Here is a 15032-nt window from a genome sequence, read left to right on the forward strand (position 1 = left end):
CGTCCTCCTTACTGAATCGTTGCCATGAGTTGCTGACAAGCTCTCTCGAAGTCACTGTCTTCATGGATTTGTTGTTTTAAAAAACGGATCAGCTCCGGATATTTATCAACGGCACGATCAATTTCTGGGTTCGTCCCTTTTTTGTAGGCGCCGATATTGATTAAGTCTTCCGAATCAAGATACGTCGATAACAGCTGGCGAAATGCGACGGCAGCTGTCTTTTGTTCAGCAGTCGTGATTTGATTCATGACACGACTGATGGATCGTAAGACATGAATCGCCGGAAACTGTCCTTTGTTCGCAAGATTACGATCAAGAACGAAATGACCATCTAAGATCCCTCGTACAGCGTCAGCAATCGGTTCATTCATGTCGTCTCCATCGACGAGAACAGTATAAAAAGCCGTAATCGAGCCATCTTGCGTTTTCCCGCTACGTTCGAGTAACTGAGGAAGAAGAGCAAAAACGCTTGGTGTATACCCTTTTGACGCAGGCGGTTCACCTGTCGCAAGACCAATTTCTCGTTGTGCCATCGCAAAACGTGTGACAGAGTCCATCATCAAGACCACATTCTTACCTTGATCCCGAAAATGTTCAGCGATGGCTGTTGCCGTATAGGCGCCTTTTAGACGAACAAGTGGCGGTTGATCACTTGTCGCTACGACCAAGATGGAGCGTTTCATTCCTTCTTCACCGAGTTCTGCCTCCACGAATTCCTTGACTTCGCGTCCTCGTTCACCAATCAAGGCAATGACGTTGATGTCTGCTGTCGATCGTTTTGCAATCATACCGAGTAGTGTCGACTTCCCAACTCCTGATCCTGCAAATAAACCAACGCGTTGCCCTTGACCGACTGTTAGTAGCCCATCGATGGCACGGATGCCCGTCGAGAGAACATCACTGATACGAGGTCGCTCCAACGGACTAGGTGGTTTACGAACGATTGATGTCGTACGTAAATTTTCTAATGACTCCCCATCCAGTGGTCTCCCTAGACCATCGAGCACCTTACCGATCAGTTCATCCCCTACAGGGACGTGGAGTGGTTTTCCTGTCGCAAGAACAATCGAGCCTGGAGCAATCGATGTCGTTTCACCATACGGCATGAGTAGGACGTGACCTTCTCTAAAACCGACGACTTCCGCTTCAATCGTCTGCCGTTGTTGAATTTGGATCAAACAACGCTCGCCGATTGCGACAGCCGTTGGTCCACGTGATTCAATCATCAATCCAATCACTTGTACGACCTTTCCGGAATGCTGAACGAGTTCTTCCGGACGAATTTCTCGAACTGCGGCTTGAATCGCATTTACGTTAAACATGATGTAAAACCTCTTTGATTTTGGTTTGTAGGGCTTCAAAGCCACTTGTCAAACCACCTGTGATTGCTCCATTCTCCGAGTCGATCCGATAATCGCGTGCTTTAAGCGCTGGATCAAATCGTAATTGAATCGTCGCATTAGCACCTAGAACACCTTGGAGCTGCTCTTCAAGCAGAACGACCCGTTCAAAATCCGCTGGTGAAGCGTAGATAATGATCTTTTCACGATCTCGGAACTGAATGATCAACTGATGTAATAATTGGTATAATGCCTCTTCTTCTTCATCATGTAACTGCTCTAGAAACTGATGCGTCACCTGGAGTCCAAGAACACACAATTCATGTTCCAATCGCATCAATCGCTCTTGATTTTGCTCTTCGATTCGTGCAGTAAACGTATTTGTCGTTGCGATTTGCTCTTCGAACGTTGCTTGTCCTTCCGCACGTCCTGTTTCAAATCCAGCCTGGTGTCCTTCTTCATATCCTCGTTGACGTGCTTCCTCTAATGCCTGAAGACGTTCTTGTTCAAACTCACGCTGACGCTGTTCAAACTCTAGAACCATCGTCTGGCGAAGACGTTCTAGTTCAGCTTGACCTTCTGCCATCCGCTCTTCATAGAACGTATCTGGAACGATTGCCGATTCTTCCTGAGCATTTCGGACTTGAACGAGTGTTCGTTCCTGTCGTTCAATCACAGCTTGTCTTTTGATGACGTTAGACAACAATATCATCTCCTCCACCACGAGCCACGACGATCTCACCCATGTCTTCTAAGCGGCGGATGATTCCGACGATTCGACTTTGTGCTTCTTCGACGTCTCGGAGACGAACAGGACCCATGAATTCCATATCCTCTTTGAACGATTCGACCATCCGTTGTGACATGTTGCGGTAGACCATATCCTTGACGTCGTCTGACGATACTTTGAGTGCCAACAGTAGATCTTCGTTCGATACTTCGCGAATGATGCGCTGAATCGCCCGTGCATCGAGCGTGACGATATCTTCGAAGACGAACATCCGTTTTTTGATCTCTTCTGCGAGTTCCGGATCCTGAATCTCGAGCGTATCGAGAATCGTTCGTTCCGTCGTCCGGTCGACCCCGTTCAATACTTGAACGACCGCCTCGATACCGCCAGACTGCGCAAAATCTTGCATGCCTGCTTGTGACAGATTCCGTTCGAGAATTTGCTCTACTTCGCTAATGATCTCCGGGTTCATTCTGTCCATCGTCGCAATCCGTCGTGCTACATCGGATTGTGCTTCTGCCGGTAGCTCCGAGAGAATTTGTCCTGATTTAGCAGGATCAAGATGGGCAAGAACAAGCGCGATTGTTTGCGGATGTTCATTTTGAATGAAGTTCAATAGCTGTTTTGGGTCTGCCTTTCGTGCAAACTCAAACGGTCGGACTTGTAACGTCGATGTCAGGCGATAGATGAGTTCCATCGCCTTTTCTTCACCAAGCGCCTTCTCTAGAACCGATTTAGCAAACCCAATTCCACCTTGAGTGATGTAGTTTTGCGCCATCGCTAGTTCATGAAACTCTTCGAGAACGACTAACTTATCTTCTGGATCGACTCGTTTCATACTTGAGATTTGAAGGGTCAACCATTCCATCTCTTCTTCCGATAAATGTTTATATACACTGGCAGCGACTTCAGGACCTAACGAAATCATGAGAATCGCAGCCTTTTCCCGACTGTTCATTTCTAGCTTCTTCATCTCATCAATCCTCCGCTAACCAAGTACGTAATAATTTCGCAAACTCATCCGGATTGGATTCAGCGAGTTTTTCAAGCTGTTTGCGTTTGACTGCACCGTCGCTCGTATCTTCTGTTGATAATTCCGGAATTTCCGTCTCAATCGGTGTCCATTCCTCAAGTTCTTCGATTTCATTCGCTCTCCGTCGACGCATGAGGAGGATGACTGCTCCAATGACGAGGATTGCCGCTCCACCAAGGGCGAACCAAACCCACATCGGTGTTGCCGTCGTCGTTTTCGTCGCTGCCGTCGTTTCCGCGAATGGTCGAGACATGACAACGACCTTATTGGCAAGTTCTGCATCCGTCAGCGTTGCTTTCGCATCTGTCTTCGTTAATGATGTCCGGATGATCGAGTACATCATCGTCTGTAAGTCAGTTTGTAGTTGTGGATCGATCTGATTCTGACCTTTTGGTGGCTCGACGATGATTTGAATTCCTAAATCACGAATCTCGTAAGGAGCTCCTGTGATTTGTTTTGTGATTCGATTGACTTCATAGTTGATGATATCGTGTGTTTTCTCACTCGTATCACCCGTCGTTCCAGTACCCGCTGGGAAATTCGTCGTCTCATTTTGCCCCGTACCTGCTGTACCAGCATTTGCAGAGCCTGTGTACGCTTCTGCTACTTTTTCAGCAGACGTGACGATCCCTTCGATTTTATCGGGATCTACTGGCTCAACAAGCTTTTGTTCTTCCTGACGTTTCGTGACATCGACATCTGCCGTGACTGAAACGAGTGCTTTTTGTGGACCGAGAACGACAGATAGCATCTGCTGAATCTGCTTGCGTAAATCGTTTTCCGTCGTTTTCTTCAGCGCCATCGGATCGGTTCCACCCGCTGTTTGCGTAGCAGATCCTGGCTCGTAATACGTAAAATACTGATCCATGATCGTAATGTTTTCTTCTTTAAGGTTCGGAATACTCTTTGCAATCAAATGATACAACCCTTGAACCGTCTGATTGTTAAGATTACTACCCGCGCTAGAAGTCAAGACGACAGAAACCGTTGAAGATTCCTTTTCATCAGATAGAAAAACACTCTTCTCCGGGAGAGTGATCATGACTTTTGCTGACTCGATCCCATTAACTTGTGTGATCAAGTTTTCAAGTTCCGTCTGCATCGTATCGCGTTCGAGAATGTTCATCTCTTTATCCGTTGTTCCGAATCCAGCGTTTTCACTGAAGAAGGAATAGTCGATTTGACCGGATTTTGGTATACCAGCCGTCGCTAATTCGACTTTTAAGTTTTCAACGTTTGCTTCTGGAACAAGTATCGTCACGCCATTTGCTTCAGTGACGACTTCCGATGCGATTCCATCTTCATTTAGCTTTTCCGTCACTTGCCCCGCCTCTTGAGGGGATAGCTTCGAATAAAGAGGCGTCATCGTTGGTTTAGATAACCAGATGATCGCAACAATCAACGCCGCTAAAACGACGACGATGATTCCTAAAATCGTCGCCTTTTTCGCAAGTGACCATTCTTTCCATGTCGTATTCATAGCTCCTAATCGAGCTTTTAAACGTTCGTTCATTCAACATCTCCCACGCTTTCCTTAACAGTCACAGTTGCATACGCATCATTTCTTGGTATGCTTCGATGCCTTTGTTACGGACTTCAAGGGCGAGTTGCATAGAAAGCGATGCCTCTTCTGTTTTAATCATGATGTTATGTAGATCCGTCGTCTTTCCTGTCGCGAGATCGACACGAGCTTGAGATGAGGCGTGTTGCGTTGCATTCAGTCCGTTCATCGCCTCGCTGAGCACCTCACTAAAATCACTTGGTGTCGTCTTAGCGACTGTCTGCGTGGGTAGTACCATCTGCATGTTTTGAATTGGTTGAATTGCCATCTCTTCATCTCCTCTACTTATTTACCAATCTCCATCGCTTTGACGAGCATCGCTTTTGTCGCGTTCAAAGCCGTTACGTTCGCTTCGTAAGAGCGTGTCGCGCCCATCATGTCGACCATTTCTTTTAAGATATCGACATTAGGCATCTTGACGTACCCGAGTTCATCCGCATCTGGATGCGTCGGATTATATTCTAATTTGAATGGTTCAGGATCCTTCTTCAATTCACTGACCGTGACACCATTGGCGGTCTCTTTCAACACAGCGAGTTTTCTCGCATACGGTTGCCACTGTCCATTGACGAGCTCACCTCTTGTCGTTTGAGCATTCGCGATGTTTGCCGAGACTGTATCGAGCCGCAAACGCTGGGCAGTTAACCCGGATGCAGACGTATGAAATCCGTTGAACATACTCATCGATTACTTTCCTCCTCGGATAACAGACTGAATGCCAGAGAATTTGCGATTCAACTGTTCGACCAACGCCTCGTACTCAATTTGATTGCGTGATAATTCAGACATCTCAAGATCGATATCGACACCATTTCCATCGTTACGCATCGTATTTGGTCGATCGACGATGCTACCAGAAGTTCCGATTGTTGCGTGTCGCTTTAAACTCATTTTCATCTCTGAATCGAGCACATCTCCAAAAGTGACACGCTTTGCCTTATACCCAGGCGTATCGACATTCGAGATGTTCTTAGCGATAACTTCCTGTGCCATAACCGTTCGATTGACAGCTTGTGTCATTACGTTATAGTCAGACCCTAACCAATTCATCTTCTTTCCTCCACTCATGGAAACTATATTCAAATTCACGACAAAAAGTAAGTCGTTAGTAACATATCTGAAATAATTGAAACAAATAGGTCAATGTTTGAAAAGAAGTTTTTTGAAAAATAGGGTAATGAGATGTTAATAATCTGTTTTTTATTCCCTTTTCTTATAAAAATGATAAATAATACCTAGTCAAACAAAAAAGACCTAGTGCTTAACTAGGTCTTCTCTCTATAAGCAGCAATTCCCTTTTTAGTTCGATTTAATTCGTTCTAATTCATATAGGAAATTATCGTTTAAGATTTTGATGTATGTTCCCTTCATCCCGAGCGAACGTGACTCGATGACTCCTGCACTTTCGAGCTTACGAAGCGCATTGACGATGACGGAACGAGTAATACCGACACGATCCGCAATCTTTGAAGCGACGAGTAACCCTTCATTTCCTTCAAGCTCTTCGAAGATATGCTCAATCGCTTCGAGTTCCGAATAAGACAGTGAATTGATCGCCATCTGAACGACAGCTTTCTTCCGTGCTTTATCTTCCGCCTCATGAGCCTTTTCACGAAGGATCTCCATCCCGACGACTGTCGCACCATACTCTGCCAGCACGAGGTCTTCTTCGTTAAAGTCTTCAACCATACGACCGAGGACAAGCGTACCAAGGCGTTCTCCACCACCGATGATTGGTACGATCGTCGTTTTCGACGTTTCGAACGTGTCACGGTTATCGACTGGGAATGCCGTATGTTCGCTATCGATGGCAATGTTTGCCGTCGTTTCCGTGACGTTAAATAATTTTTTCGTGTAATCTTCCGGGAATTGACGTTCTTCTAAGAAACCACGGACCCGGTCATTTTCGATTTGTTGCTTGATTGCGATACCCAGTAACTTACCGCGCCGACTTACGATGAATGTGTTTGATTCCATGACTTCACTGAGACGGTCAGCCATGACCTTGAAATCAACATGTGTGCTCGCTTCCTGTTGTAACATCGTATTCAGCTTCCGCGTTTTCGCCAATAAATTCATTTTTTCTTCCTCCACTTTATAAGATGAACTGACTTAAGTCACGATCATCTGCTACTTTTCCAACTCGATCCGTCACGTATTGTGGCGTGATCGTCACATCCGTTTCCGGCATATCTGCTGCTTCGAAAGATAATTCCTCGAGCACGCGCTCCATGATCGTATACAAGCGCCGCGCTCCGATATTATCCGTCTCATCGTTCACTTGTGCAGCAATCCGTGCGATTTCACGAATGGCTTCTTCTGTAAAGGTGACATGAACATGCTCTGCCCCTAATAATGCTTTATATTGTTTGAGTAATGCTTGATTCGGTTCAGTCAAAATTTTGACAAAGTCATCTTCTGTCAAACTATCGAGTTCGACACGGATCGGAAAACGACCTTGGAGTTCAGGAATCAGATCAGATGGTTTCGCCATATGGAACGCACCTGCAGCGATGAACAAGATATGATCCGTCTTGACTGGACCATATTTCGTAACGATCGTCGATCCTTCAACGATCGGTAAGATGTCCCGCTGAACACCCTCTCGTGAAACACCTGCTGAATCATGTCCTTTTGTCGCAATCTTATCGATCTCATCGACGAAGATGATCCCCATTTGTTCTGCGCGACGGACCGCTTCGTCATGGACTTCGTTCAAGTCAAGCAACCGTTCCGCTTCTTCCGCTGTCAAGATCGGTCGCGCTTCTTTGACTGTGAGTTGACGCTTCTTCGTTTTCTTCGGCATGACTTGTCCGAGCATATCCTGAAGATTCGCAAGCCCCTCCATACCTTGTTGCCCAGAGAATAAATCCACTTGACGTTCTTCGACATCGACTTCGATCATTCGATCCTCGAGTTGCCCCGTCAGTAATTGCTGACGAAGTAACGAACGGTCGGCTGTCGCTTCCGATGTATCCGGCTCTTGTTGCTTTTGGTTCCCACCGAACAACATCTCAAACGGATTCGTTCCACCACCGAGACTAGATGACGCTTTTTTCCCAGACAACGCATCAACGATTCGTTCGTTCGCCACTGCTTCCGCTCGATCCTTGAGCGCTTCTTTTTTCTCATCTTTGACAAGACGAAGAGACGCTTCCACGAGATCCCGCACCATTGACTCCACATCACGACCGACGTACCCTACTTCCGTGAACTTCGTTGCTTCAATCTTGACGAATGGCGCCCGAACGAGTTTCGCGAGGCGTCGCGCAATTTCCGTCTTTCCGACACCGGTAGGTCCGATCATCAGAATGTTCTTCGGTGTGACTTCGTCCCGCATCGATGCATCGAGTAACTGTCGACGATAACGATTTCGTAAAGCAATCGCCACCGCACGTTTAGCATCTGCTTGTCCGATGACATGTTCATTCAACTTCTCGACGATTTGTCTTGGCGTCAATTCATGCATGGTCATTGCCTCCGATCGTTTCTAGGATGATTTGATCGTTCGTAAAGACACAGAGTTCACCAGCCGTCTCAAGAGCTGCGCGGGCGATTTCCTCTGCCGTGAGATGACTTGCGTGTCGAGCTAACGCGCGACCTGCTGCAAGCGCATAATTACCACCTGAACCGATTGCGAGAATGCCATCATCCGGTTCAATGACTTCCCCGTTTCCGGATACAAGTAAGAGATGTGTTCCATCCATGACGAGTAAGAGTGCTTCTAGTTGACGCAGCATCTTATCGCCTCGCCATTCCTTCGCTAGCTCAACTGCTGCCCGTTGTAAGTTCCCGTTATACATTTCAAGCTTCGCTTCGAATTTTTCAAAGAGTGTAAACGCGTCCGCGACACTTCCAGCAAATCCGGCAATGACTTTTCCACCATAGAGGCGCCGTACTTTTTTCGCACTTTTCTTCATGATGACTTGGTTTCCGAAAGTCACCTGTCCGTCTCCGCTCATCGCGGATTGTCCGTTATGTTGAATCGCAAAAATCGTCGTTGCATGAAACATCAATGTTTCCTCCCTTAGGCACGAGGATGTGCTTGTTGATAAACATGTCGTAATCGTTCCGTCGTTACGTGTGTGTACTGACCGGTCGTCGACAGCGATGCGTGTCCAAGTAACTCTTGGACTGCTCGCAAATCGGCGCCTCTTTCCAGTAAATCTGTCGCGAAACTATGACGAAGCGCATGTGGTGTCACATGTTTCCCAACAAGTTGTTCCCCTTTTTTCATGATTTTCCGAATCGCATCCGTCGTCAATCGACGCCCTGAATGAGACAAGAATAACGCTTGCTCATGACCTGCGACTGGATCTCGTGATGGTAAGTACAGTTCTAATGCATCTTTAGCAAAGGTTCCAATTGGTGCGATGCGTTCTTTCCCACCTTTTCCATACACATGGACGTAGGAGTGATCAGTCGCGAGATCACGAAGATCAAGTTGAACGACCTCGCTGACCCGCATACCCGTCGCATATAAAAGTTCTACTAACGCCACATTCCGGTTGCCAAGCGTATCACTCGATCGAAAGGCATCGAGGAAACGTTCATATTCCGTTGGAACGAGGAATGTCGGAAGTCCTTGTTGTCGTTTTGGTGCTTTTAATCCATCGAATGGATTAGGCTCATCGGTGTCACGTGTCAAAAAACGACCAAATTGTTTGAGGCAGGAAACTTTTTGTGCAATCGTCGCCCGCGCCAGCTCCTGATCGTAAAGAGCATACAAATAACGCCGTGCACTTGCCAATTCAATCGATCGTAACTGATGATCGCGGCAAAAAGCGGCGTATTGTCGAAGTGTTTGATCATAAGAGCGACCTGTATTCGGAGATAATTGACGTTCAATATGAACATACCGCATAAAATCTTCTAGCAGTCGCTCAAAAGCAGTGTCTATCCCCATGAATGCGCCCCCTTCTGACCATTTCATTCTCGAATCGCCCTTAGCATAGCACAGACCAAGTAGTCTGACAATAGACCAAAAACCGAAAAATTAACGAAATTATCGCGCTTTTATGACAAATTAAGAAATGGGGAGAAAGAGCGCTGAATCACGCCTTTCTCCCCATCAAAAATCACATATCCGTGAAATCTTTGATTGCTTCAAGTGCTCGCTCTGCGTAGAGCGCATACTTCTCAGGTTTTTTCATCCGAACCGGATGACCAACGAGTGCTGGTACCAATCCGAAGTTGGCATTCATTGGCTGGAAGTTCTTCCCTTCCGTCGTCGTGATATAGTGCGACATCGCACCCATCATCGTTTCCTGCGGGAACGTAACCGGTTCCGCCTCATTGACGAGACGTGCCGCGTTAATTCCTGCCGTTAAGCCGGACGCTGCTGACTCGACGTACCCTTCGACACCTGTCATTTGACCAGCAAAGAACAAGTCGTCACGTGTACGTGTCTGATACGTTGGCTTTAACAAATTCGGTGAGTTGACGAACGTGTTACGGTGCATGACACCATAACGGACGATTTCTGCATTCTCAAGACCAGGAATCAAGCGAATGATCCGCTTTTGTTCGCCCCATTTCAAATGTGTCTGGAAGCCGACAAGGTTGAACAATGTTCCAGCTGAGTTATCTTGACGCAATTGAACGACAGCATATGGCCGTTTGCCTGTCTTCGGATCTTCAAGTCCGACTGGCTTCATTGGTCCGAACAAGAGTGTTTTCGGTCCGCGAGAAGCGAGAACTTCAAATGGCATACAGCCCTCGAAGTAAATCTCTTTTTCAAATTCCTTCAGTGGAACAACTTCCGCATTGATCAGCTCATCATAGAAGAGCTGGAATTCTTCTTCCGTCATTGGACAATTCAAGTAGGCAGCTTCGCCTTTATCATATCGTGATTTCAGATAAACCTTCTCACGATCGATTGTGTCTCCATCGAGAATCGGTGCCGCTGCATCGAAGAAGTATAGATAATCTTCACCTGTGAATTGTTTAAGTGATTCCGATAATGCCGCACTCGTCAACGGACCCGTCGCGACGATCGTCGGACCATCTGGAATCGCTTCGATTTCTTCATGATGGACTGTAACGTTCGGATGGTTTTTCAACGTTTCCGTCACATATCCTGCGAAGTCGTGCCGATCGACAGCAAGTGCTCCACCTGCTGGAACGCTCGCTAAGTCTGCTGCTTTCATGATCAAGGAATCGAGCTGACGCATCTCTTCCTTTAAAACACCGACTGCGTTCGTTAACTGGTTCGCTCGAAGTGAGTTCGAACAGACGAGTTCAGCGAATTGGTCTGTATGGTGCGCGGGTGTCTGCTTGACAGGCCGCATTTCATATAAGTCTACTTGTACGCCGCGTTTTGCAAGTTGCCATGCTGCTTCAGAACCTGCAAGTCCCGCGCCGATTACCGTTACACGTTTCAACGGTCATTCCTCCTCTTGCTCCTGATCGATGCGTGTTTCATGATGTCCACAAGATGTACATTCTACTTTCACACCGTTCTTGATTTTCTTTTGTACCATCATACTGCTACATACCGGACATGGTTCTTCGACCGGTTTATCCCATGAGACGAACTCACATTCCGGATAGTTCGAACAACCGTAGAACAAACGTCCTTTTTTACTACGACGTTCGACGATGTCGCCCGTTCCACATGTCGGACACTTCACACCGATCTCGACTTGGATCGGTTTTGTGTTACGACACTCTGGGAAGTTCGAGCACGCCATGAACTTGCCATAACGTCCCATCTTGATGACCATCGGATGACCACAGACTTCACAATCTTCTCCAGCCGGTTCATCTTTGATTTCAATCTTCTCGATTTCTGCTTCTGCTCGTGTCAGACGCTTTGCAAAGGACTTGTAGATTGGATCGACGACTTCCGTCCACTGCATGTCACCTTTTTCGATCGCATCGAGTAAAGCTTCCATGTCTGCAGTGAACTGGACAGTGATGAACTCTTGGAAATAGTCGCTGATCATATCGATGACGAGTTCACCAAGTTCCGTTGGTAAGAATTTCTTCTCTTCAAGCGTCACGTAACCCCGTTTTTGAATCGTATCGAGCGTCGGCGCATACGTCGACGGACGACCGATGCCGAGTTCTTCCATCGCCCGGACAAGACGTGCTTCCGTATAACGTGGCGGTGGTTGGGTGAAGTGTTGTTTCGGTTCGATTGCTGATTGTTTTAACTCTTCCCCTTCATCGAGTGGAGGAAGTAATCCTTCCTTGACGTCTGAAACCGCCTCATCGTCCGTATCTTCGATGTAGACCTTCATGAAGCCTGGGAATTTAACGGTCGACCCGTTGGCACGGAAAGTGACGTCGTTCGAGACGAGATCGATCTTGACGGTATCGAGAATCGCTGGCGCCATCTGACTTGCGACGAACCGTTCCCAAATTAGTTTATATAAGCGGAACTGATCACGCGATAAATACGATTTGACGAGTTGTGGCTCGCGCATCGTCGAAGTCGGACGAACTGCTTCGTGCGCATCTTGTGAGTTCGCTGATTTTTTTTCTTTGCGTTTCTCGCTTGCGATGTATTCTTTTCCGTACGCCTGCTCAATGAACCCGTGTGCTTCAAGGTTCGCCGAATCTGACGTCCGTGTCGAATCGGTACGCATATACGTGATCAAACCGACTGTACCTTCTTTTCCAATCTCGATTCCTTCGTATAGCTGTTGTGCGATCATCATCGTCTTCTTTGCTCGGAAGTTCAGCTTACGTGCTGCTTCCTGTTGCAGGGAACTCGTCGTAAACGGTAACGCCGGATTCCGTTTCCGCTCTTTTTTCGTGACGGAATCAACTGTGAAGTCTTCCGAGAGTTGATTCAAGATTTGATCGACTTCTTCTTGCGAATGAAGTTCACGCTTCTTGCCATCGACTCCATAGAAGTTCGCTTCGAGCTTTTCACCGTTTGCATCGAGTTCGAGTTTGATCGTCCAGTATTCTTCAGGCATGAACGCGTTGATTTCTTGTTCCCGATCAATGATCATCTTGACGGCAACGGATTGAACGCGTCCCGCAGATAACCCTTTTTTAATCTTCTTCCATAATAACGGACTCATGCTGTAACCAACAAGGCGGTCCAAGATACGACGGGCTTGCTGTGCATCGACAAGATCATAGTTGAGCTTGCGTGGTCGCTTGAACGAATCCTTGATGGCATCTTTCGTGATTTCATTGAAGACGACGCGGCACTCCGTTGATTCATCAACGCCTAATGCTTTGGCTAAATGCCATGCGATCGCTTCCCCTTCACGGTCGGGGTCGGCTGCGAGATAGATTTTTTGTGCTTTTTTCGCAGCTGTCTTGAGTTCTTTTAAGACCGGACCTTTACCACGGATCGTGATATATTTCGGTTCATAGTCATGTTCGACGTCGACTCCCATTTGGCTTTTCGGCAAGTCAATGACGTGCCCCATCGACGCTTTCACGGTATAGTTGGATCCGAGATAACGTTTGATGGTTTTTGCCTTAGCGGGTGACTCGACGATTACTAGATATTTTGCCATTGCAATCGCTCCCTATTAGAGGCGTACTCGTATTTTAATCTCACTTATCATAGTAGTCTCGATTCCCATTTGTCAACGTTCAGCCGAATACTTTTTGAAACTTCTTCCGGATTAAGGAGTGGAATCGCTCCTTCTGCGATCAATTGATTCGTTCCGGTAAAGAACGATTCAGTTGGACAACCCGGCAAACAATAGACATCTTTTCCTTGATCAAGTGCGTGACTTGCAGTATTCATCGTACCGCTTCGTTTCGCCGCTTCGACGATGATCAACGAGGAGGACAATCCGGCGATGATGCGATTCCGTTCTAGAAATTGAAATTTTTGAATAGGAGTTCCGGATGGATATTCGGAGAGAAGAAGACCGTTTGAGAGGATCCGTTCAAAAAGAGTAGCATGGGAAGTGGGATATAGACGATCAAGTCCGCCAGCAAGAACCGCAATCGTTGTTTGCTGATGTTTTAAGGATAGACGATGAACGAGGGCATCGATGCCATAGGCACCTCCGGAAACGGTGGCGAGATCGGGGTGAAAGAAGGGTTGCAGGAAACGCATGCGGGAAAGGTGTTGCGGTGAAGGGGTTCGACTACCGATGATACTGACGCGTGGAAGAGTTAGGCGGGACGGGTCACCGCGGTAAAAGAGGGCATAGACAGGTTGAGGGATCGTCAGTAACACAGTCGGAAACAGCCGATCTCCTTTGACTAGAATCGACTCTTCGATCCAATCAAGCTGTAGTGCTTGTTCATACCGTTTTCGAAGACGCGTCGAAACGGGTAATTCATGACTTGGAACGATTCCGAATTGCTCAATCAATCGGACGATCGTGTAGGGTACCTGACACATGGCGAAGCGGACATACAGTTCACGTTTCATGAGATCAGCGCTCCTTATTTAAGCTTCTTATTTATATAGAAGAAAGCCGTCCTGATTTGATCAGGACAGCTTCTTTTTTTGATTTATTTGACTGTGCTGTTCGTCACGCACTCGTCATAGATCCCTGCTTCTTTGATGACACGGATTAACGTCTCACCAATGACAGCTGGTGTTTCTGCTACTTCGATTCCGTTTGCACGGAGTGTCTTGATTTTTTCAGCAGCTGTTCCTTTACCGCCAGAGATGATCGCACCTGCGTGACCCATCCGTTTGCCGGCAGGAGCTGTTTGACCACCGATGAAACCAATGACTGGTTTCGTCATGTTCGCTTTGACCCACTCAGCCGCTTCTTCTTCAGCTGTTCCACCGATTTCCCCTAACATGATGACAGCTTTTGTTTCTGGATCTTCATTGAACGCTTTGAGCGTATCGATGAAGTCCGTTCCATTGACCGGGTCGCCCCCGATACCAACAGCTGTCGATTGACCGATGCCTGCTGTCGTCAATTGATGGACAGCTTCATATGTCAAAGTCCCAGAACGTGAGACGATACCGACATGACCTGGTGTATGGATATATCCTGGCATGATACCAAGCTTCGCGACACCTGGAGTGATGACGCCAGGGCAGTTCGGTCCAATAAGACGAACTGGTTTGCCTTCGAGGTAACGTTTTACTTTGACCATATCAAGAACTGGAATACCTTCCGTGATACAGATGATCAACGCGATGTTCGCATCTGCTGCTTCCATGATTGCATCCGCTGCGAATGCTGGTGGAACGTAGATGATCGATGCGTTCGCACCCGTTTTTTCGACCGCTTGTGCGACCGTATCAAAAACAGGAACACCACCGAGTACTTCCGTACCGCCTTTTCCTGGTGTGACACCTCCTACGAGGTTTGTGCCGTAGTCGATCATCTGTTCACCGTGGAACATCCCTTGGTTACCAGTAATCCCTTGAATAATGACTTTCGTCGATTCGTTCACCCAAATACTCATCTTTAGCTC

The 15032-nt window shown here is 47.1% G+C and carries 15 protein-coding genes; all 15 read right to left on the reverse strand.

Annotated features, from left to right (window positions below; all coding sequences use genetic code 11):
- Positions 1–8 precede the first annotated feature (8 nt).
- A complete protein-coding gene (gene fliI / locus ESP131_RS12730) occupies positions 9–1322 on the reverse strand; it encodes a flagellar protein export ATPase FliI (RefSeq protein WP_064299651.1) in 1314 nt (437 codons plus the stop codon).
- Entirely contained in the window at positions 1315–2052 is a 738-nt protein-coding gene (locus ESP131_RS12735; RefSeq protein ID WP_047393803.1) for a FliH/SctL family protein, read from the reverse strand. The genes fliI and ESP131_RS12735 overlap by 8 nt, the downstream gene beginning before the upstream one ends.
- The gene (gene fliG, locus ESP131_RS12740; protein ID WP_029342075.1) at positions 2036–3043 is read right to left on the reverse strand and encodes a flagellar motor switch protein FliG; all 1008 of its coding nucleotides are present in this window, start codon (positions 3041–3043) and stop codon (positions 2036–2038) included. The genes ESP131_RS12735 and fliG overlap by 17 nt, the downstream gene beginning before the upstream one ends.
- A 4-nt stretch (positions 3044–3047) precedes the next feature.
- A complete protein-coding gene (gene fliF, locus ESP131_RS12745; protein WP_231925634.1) occupies positions 3048–4583 on the reverse strand; it encodes a flagellar basal-body MS-ring/collar protein FliF in 1536 nt (511 codons plus the stop codon).
- 61 nt (positions 4584–4644) lie between these two features.
- On the reverse strand, positions 4645–4932 hold the full coding sequence (gene fliE / locus ESP131_RS12750) for a flagellar hook-basal body complex protein FliE (RefSeq protein WP_029342077.1): 288 nt from the start codon (positions 4930–4932) through the stop codon (positions 4645–4647).
- 17 nt (positions 4933–4949) lie between these two features.
- Complete coding sequence (flgC, locus tag ESP131_RS12755; protein WP_029342078.1) at positions 4950–5348, reverse strand: flagellar basal body rod protein FlgC; 399 nt, start codon at positions 5346–5348, stop codon at positions 4950–4952.
- A gap of 3 nt (positions 5349–5351) precedes the next feature.
- The gene (flgB, locus tag ESP131_RS12760; protein WP_029342079.1) at positions 5352–5714 is read right to left on the reverse strand and encodes a flagellar basal body rod protein FlgB; all 363 of its coding nucleotides are present in this window, start codon (positions 5712–5714) and stop codon (positions 5352–5354) included.
- A gap of 249 nt (positions 5715–5963) precedes the next feature.
- A complete protein-coding gene (gene codY / locus ESP131_RS12765; RefSeq protein ID WP_023468725.1) occupies positions 5964–6743 on the reverse strand; it encodes a GTP-sensing pleiotropic transcriptional regulator CodY in 780 nt (259 codons plus the stop codon).
- Positions 6744–6759: 16 nt separating this feature from the next.
- The gene (gene hslU / locus ESP131_RS12770) at positions 6760–8139 is read right to left on the reverse strand and encodes an ATP-dependent protease ATPase subunit HslU (RefSeq protein ID WP_029342080.1); all 1380 of its coding nucleotides are present in this window, start codon (positions 8137–8139) and stop codon (positions 6760–6762) included.
- Positions 8126–8677 carry an ATP-dependent protease subunit HslV gene (hslV, locus tag ESP131_RS12775; protein WP_023468727.1) on the reverse strand — a complete coding sequence of 184 codons (552 nt, stop codon included), beginning with the start codon at positions 8675–8677 and terminating at the stop codon, positions 8126–8128. The genes hslU and hslV overlap by 14 nt, the downstream gene beginning before the upstream one ends.
- 14 nt (positions 8678–8691) lie before the next feature.
- Positions 8692–9597 carry a tyrosine recombinase XerC gene (locus ESP131_RS12780; protein WP_231496840.1) on the reverse strand — a complete coding sequence of 302 codons (906 nt, stop codon included), beginning with the start codon at positions 9595–9597 and terminating at the stop codon, positions 8692–8694.
- 145 nt (positions 9598–9742) lie between these two features.
- Positions 9743–11047: an FADH(2)-oxidizing methylenetetrahydrofolate--tRNA-(uracil(54)-C(5))-methyltransferase TrmFO gene (gene trmFO / locus ESP131_RS12785; RefSeq protein WP_023468729.1), complete on the reverse strand. Its 1305-nt coding sequence runs from the start codon at positions 11045–11047 to the stop codon at positions 9743–9745.
- A gap of 3 nt (positions 11048–11050) precedes the next feature.
- On the reverse strand, positions 11051–13147 hold the full coding sequence (gene topA / locus ESP131_RS12790) for a type I DNA topoisomerase (protein WP_029342082.1): 2097 nt from the start codon (positions 13145–13147) through the stop codon (positions 11051–11053).
- Positions 13148–13194: 47 nt separating this feature from the next.
- Positions 13195–14022 carry a DNA-processing protein DprA gene (gene dprA, locus ESP131_RS12795; RefSeq protein ID WP_029342083.1) on the reverse strand — a complete coding sequence of 276 codons (828 nt, stop codon included), beginning with the start codon at positions 14020–14022 and terminating at the stop codon, positions 13195–13197.
- A gap of 83 nt (positions 14023–14105) precedes the next feature.
- Positions 14106–15023 (reverse strand): succinate--CoA ligase subunit alpha, encoded by a 918-nt coding sequence (gene sucD, locus ESP131_RS12800; protein WP_023468731.1) that lies wholly within the window; start codon positions 15021–15023, stop codon positions 14106–14108.
- Positions 15024–15032: the final 9 nt, after the last annotated feature.

The sequence above is a fragment of the Exiguobacterium sp. U13-1 genome, from assembly GCF_001750115.1.
GTDB lineage: Bacteria > Bacillota > Bacilli > Exiguobacteriales > Exiguobacteriaceae > Exiguobacterium_A > Exiguobacterium_A acetylicum.

Excerpts from the sequence above, each read along its gene's own strand:
- topA (WP_029342082.1), bottom strand. The coding sequence starts at position 13,147 with ATGGCAAAATATCTAGTAATCGTCGAGTCACCCGCTAAGGCAAAAACC.
- hslV (WP_023468727.1), bottom strand. The coding sequence starts at position 8,677 with ATGTTTCATGCAACGACGATTTTTGCGATTCAACATAACGGACAATCC.
- fliF (WP_231925634.1), bottom strand. The coding sequence starts at position 4,583 with ATGAATACGACATGGAAAGAATGGTCACTTGCGAAAAAGGCGACGATT.
- fliE (WP_029342077.1), bottom strand. The coding sequence starts at position 4,932 with ATGGCAATTCAACCAATTCAAAACATGCAGATGGTACTACCCACGCAG.
- ESP131_RS12735 (WP_047393803.1), bottom strand. The coding sequence starts at position 2,052 with ATGATATTGTTGTCTAACGTCATCAAAAGACAAGCTGTGATTGAACGA.
- hslU (WP_029342080.1), bottom strand. The coding sequence starts at position 8,139 with ATGACCATGCATGAATTGACGCCAAGACAAATCGTCGAGAAGTTGAAT.
- fliG (WP_029342075.1), bottom strand. The coding sequence starts at position 3,043 with ATGAAGAAGCTAGAAATGAACAGTCGGGAAAAGGCTGCGATTCTCATG.
- dprA (WP_029342083.1), bottom strand. The coding sequence starts at position 14,022 with ATGAAACGTGAACTGTATGTCCGCTTCGCCATGTGTCAGGTACCCTAC.
- codY (WP_023468725.1), bottom strand. The coding sequence starts at position 6,743 with ATGAATTTATTGGCGAAAACGCGGAAGCTGAATACGATGTTACAACAG.
- flgB (WP_029342079.1), bottom strand. The coding sequence starts at position 5,714 with ATGAATTGGTTAGGGTCTGACTATAACGTAATGACACAAGCTGTCAAT.
- sucD (WP_023468731.1), bottom strand. The coding sequence starts at position 15,023 with ATGAGTATTTGGGTGAACGAATCGACGAAAGTCATTATTCAAGGGATT.
- flgC (WP_029342078.1), bottom strand. The coding sequence starts at position 5,348 with ATGAGTATGTTCAACGGATTTCATACGTCTGCATCCGGGTTAACTGCC.
- ESP131_RS12780 (WP_231496840.1), bottom strand. The coding sequence starts at position 9,597 with ATGAAATGGTCAGAAGGGGGCGCATTCATGGGGATAGACACTGCTTTT.
- fliI (WP_064299651.1), bottom strand. The coding sequence starts at position 1,322 with ATGTTTAACGTAAATGCGATTCAAGCCGCAGTTCGAGAAATTCGTCCG.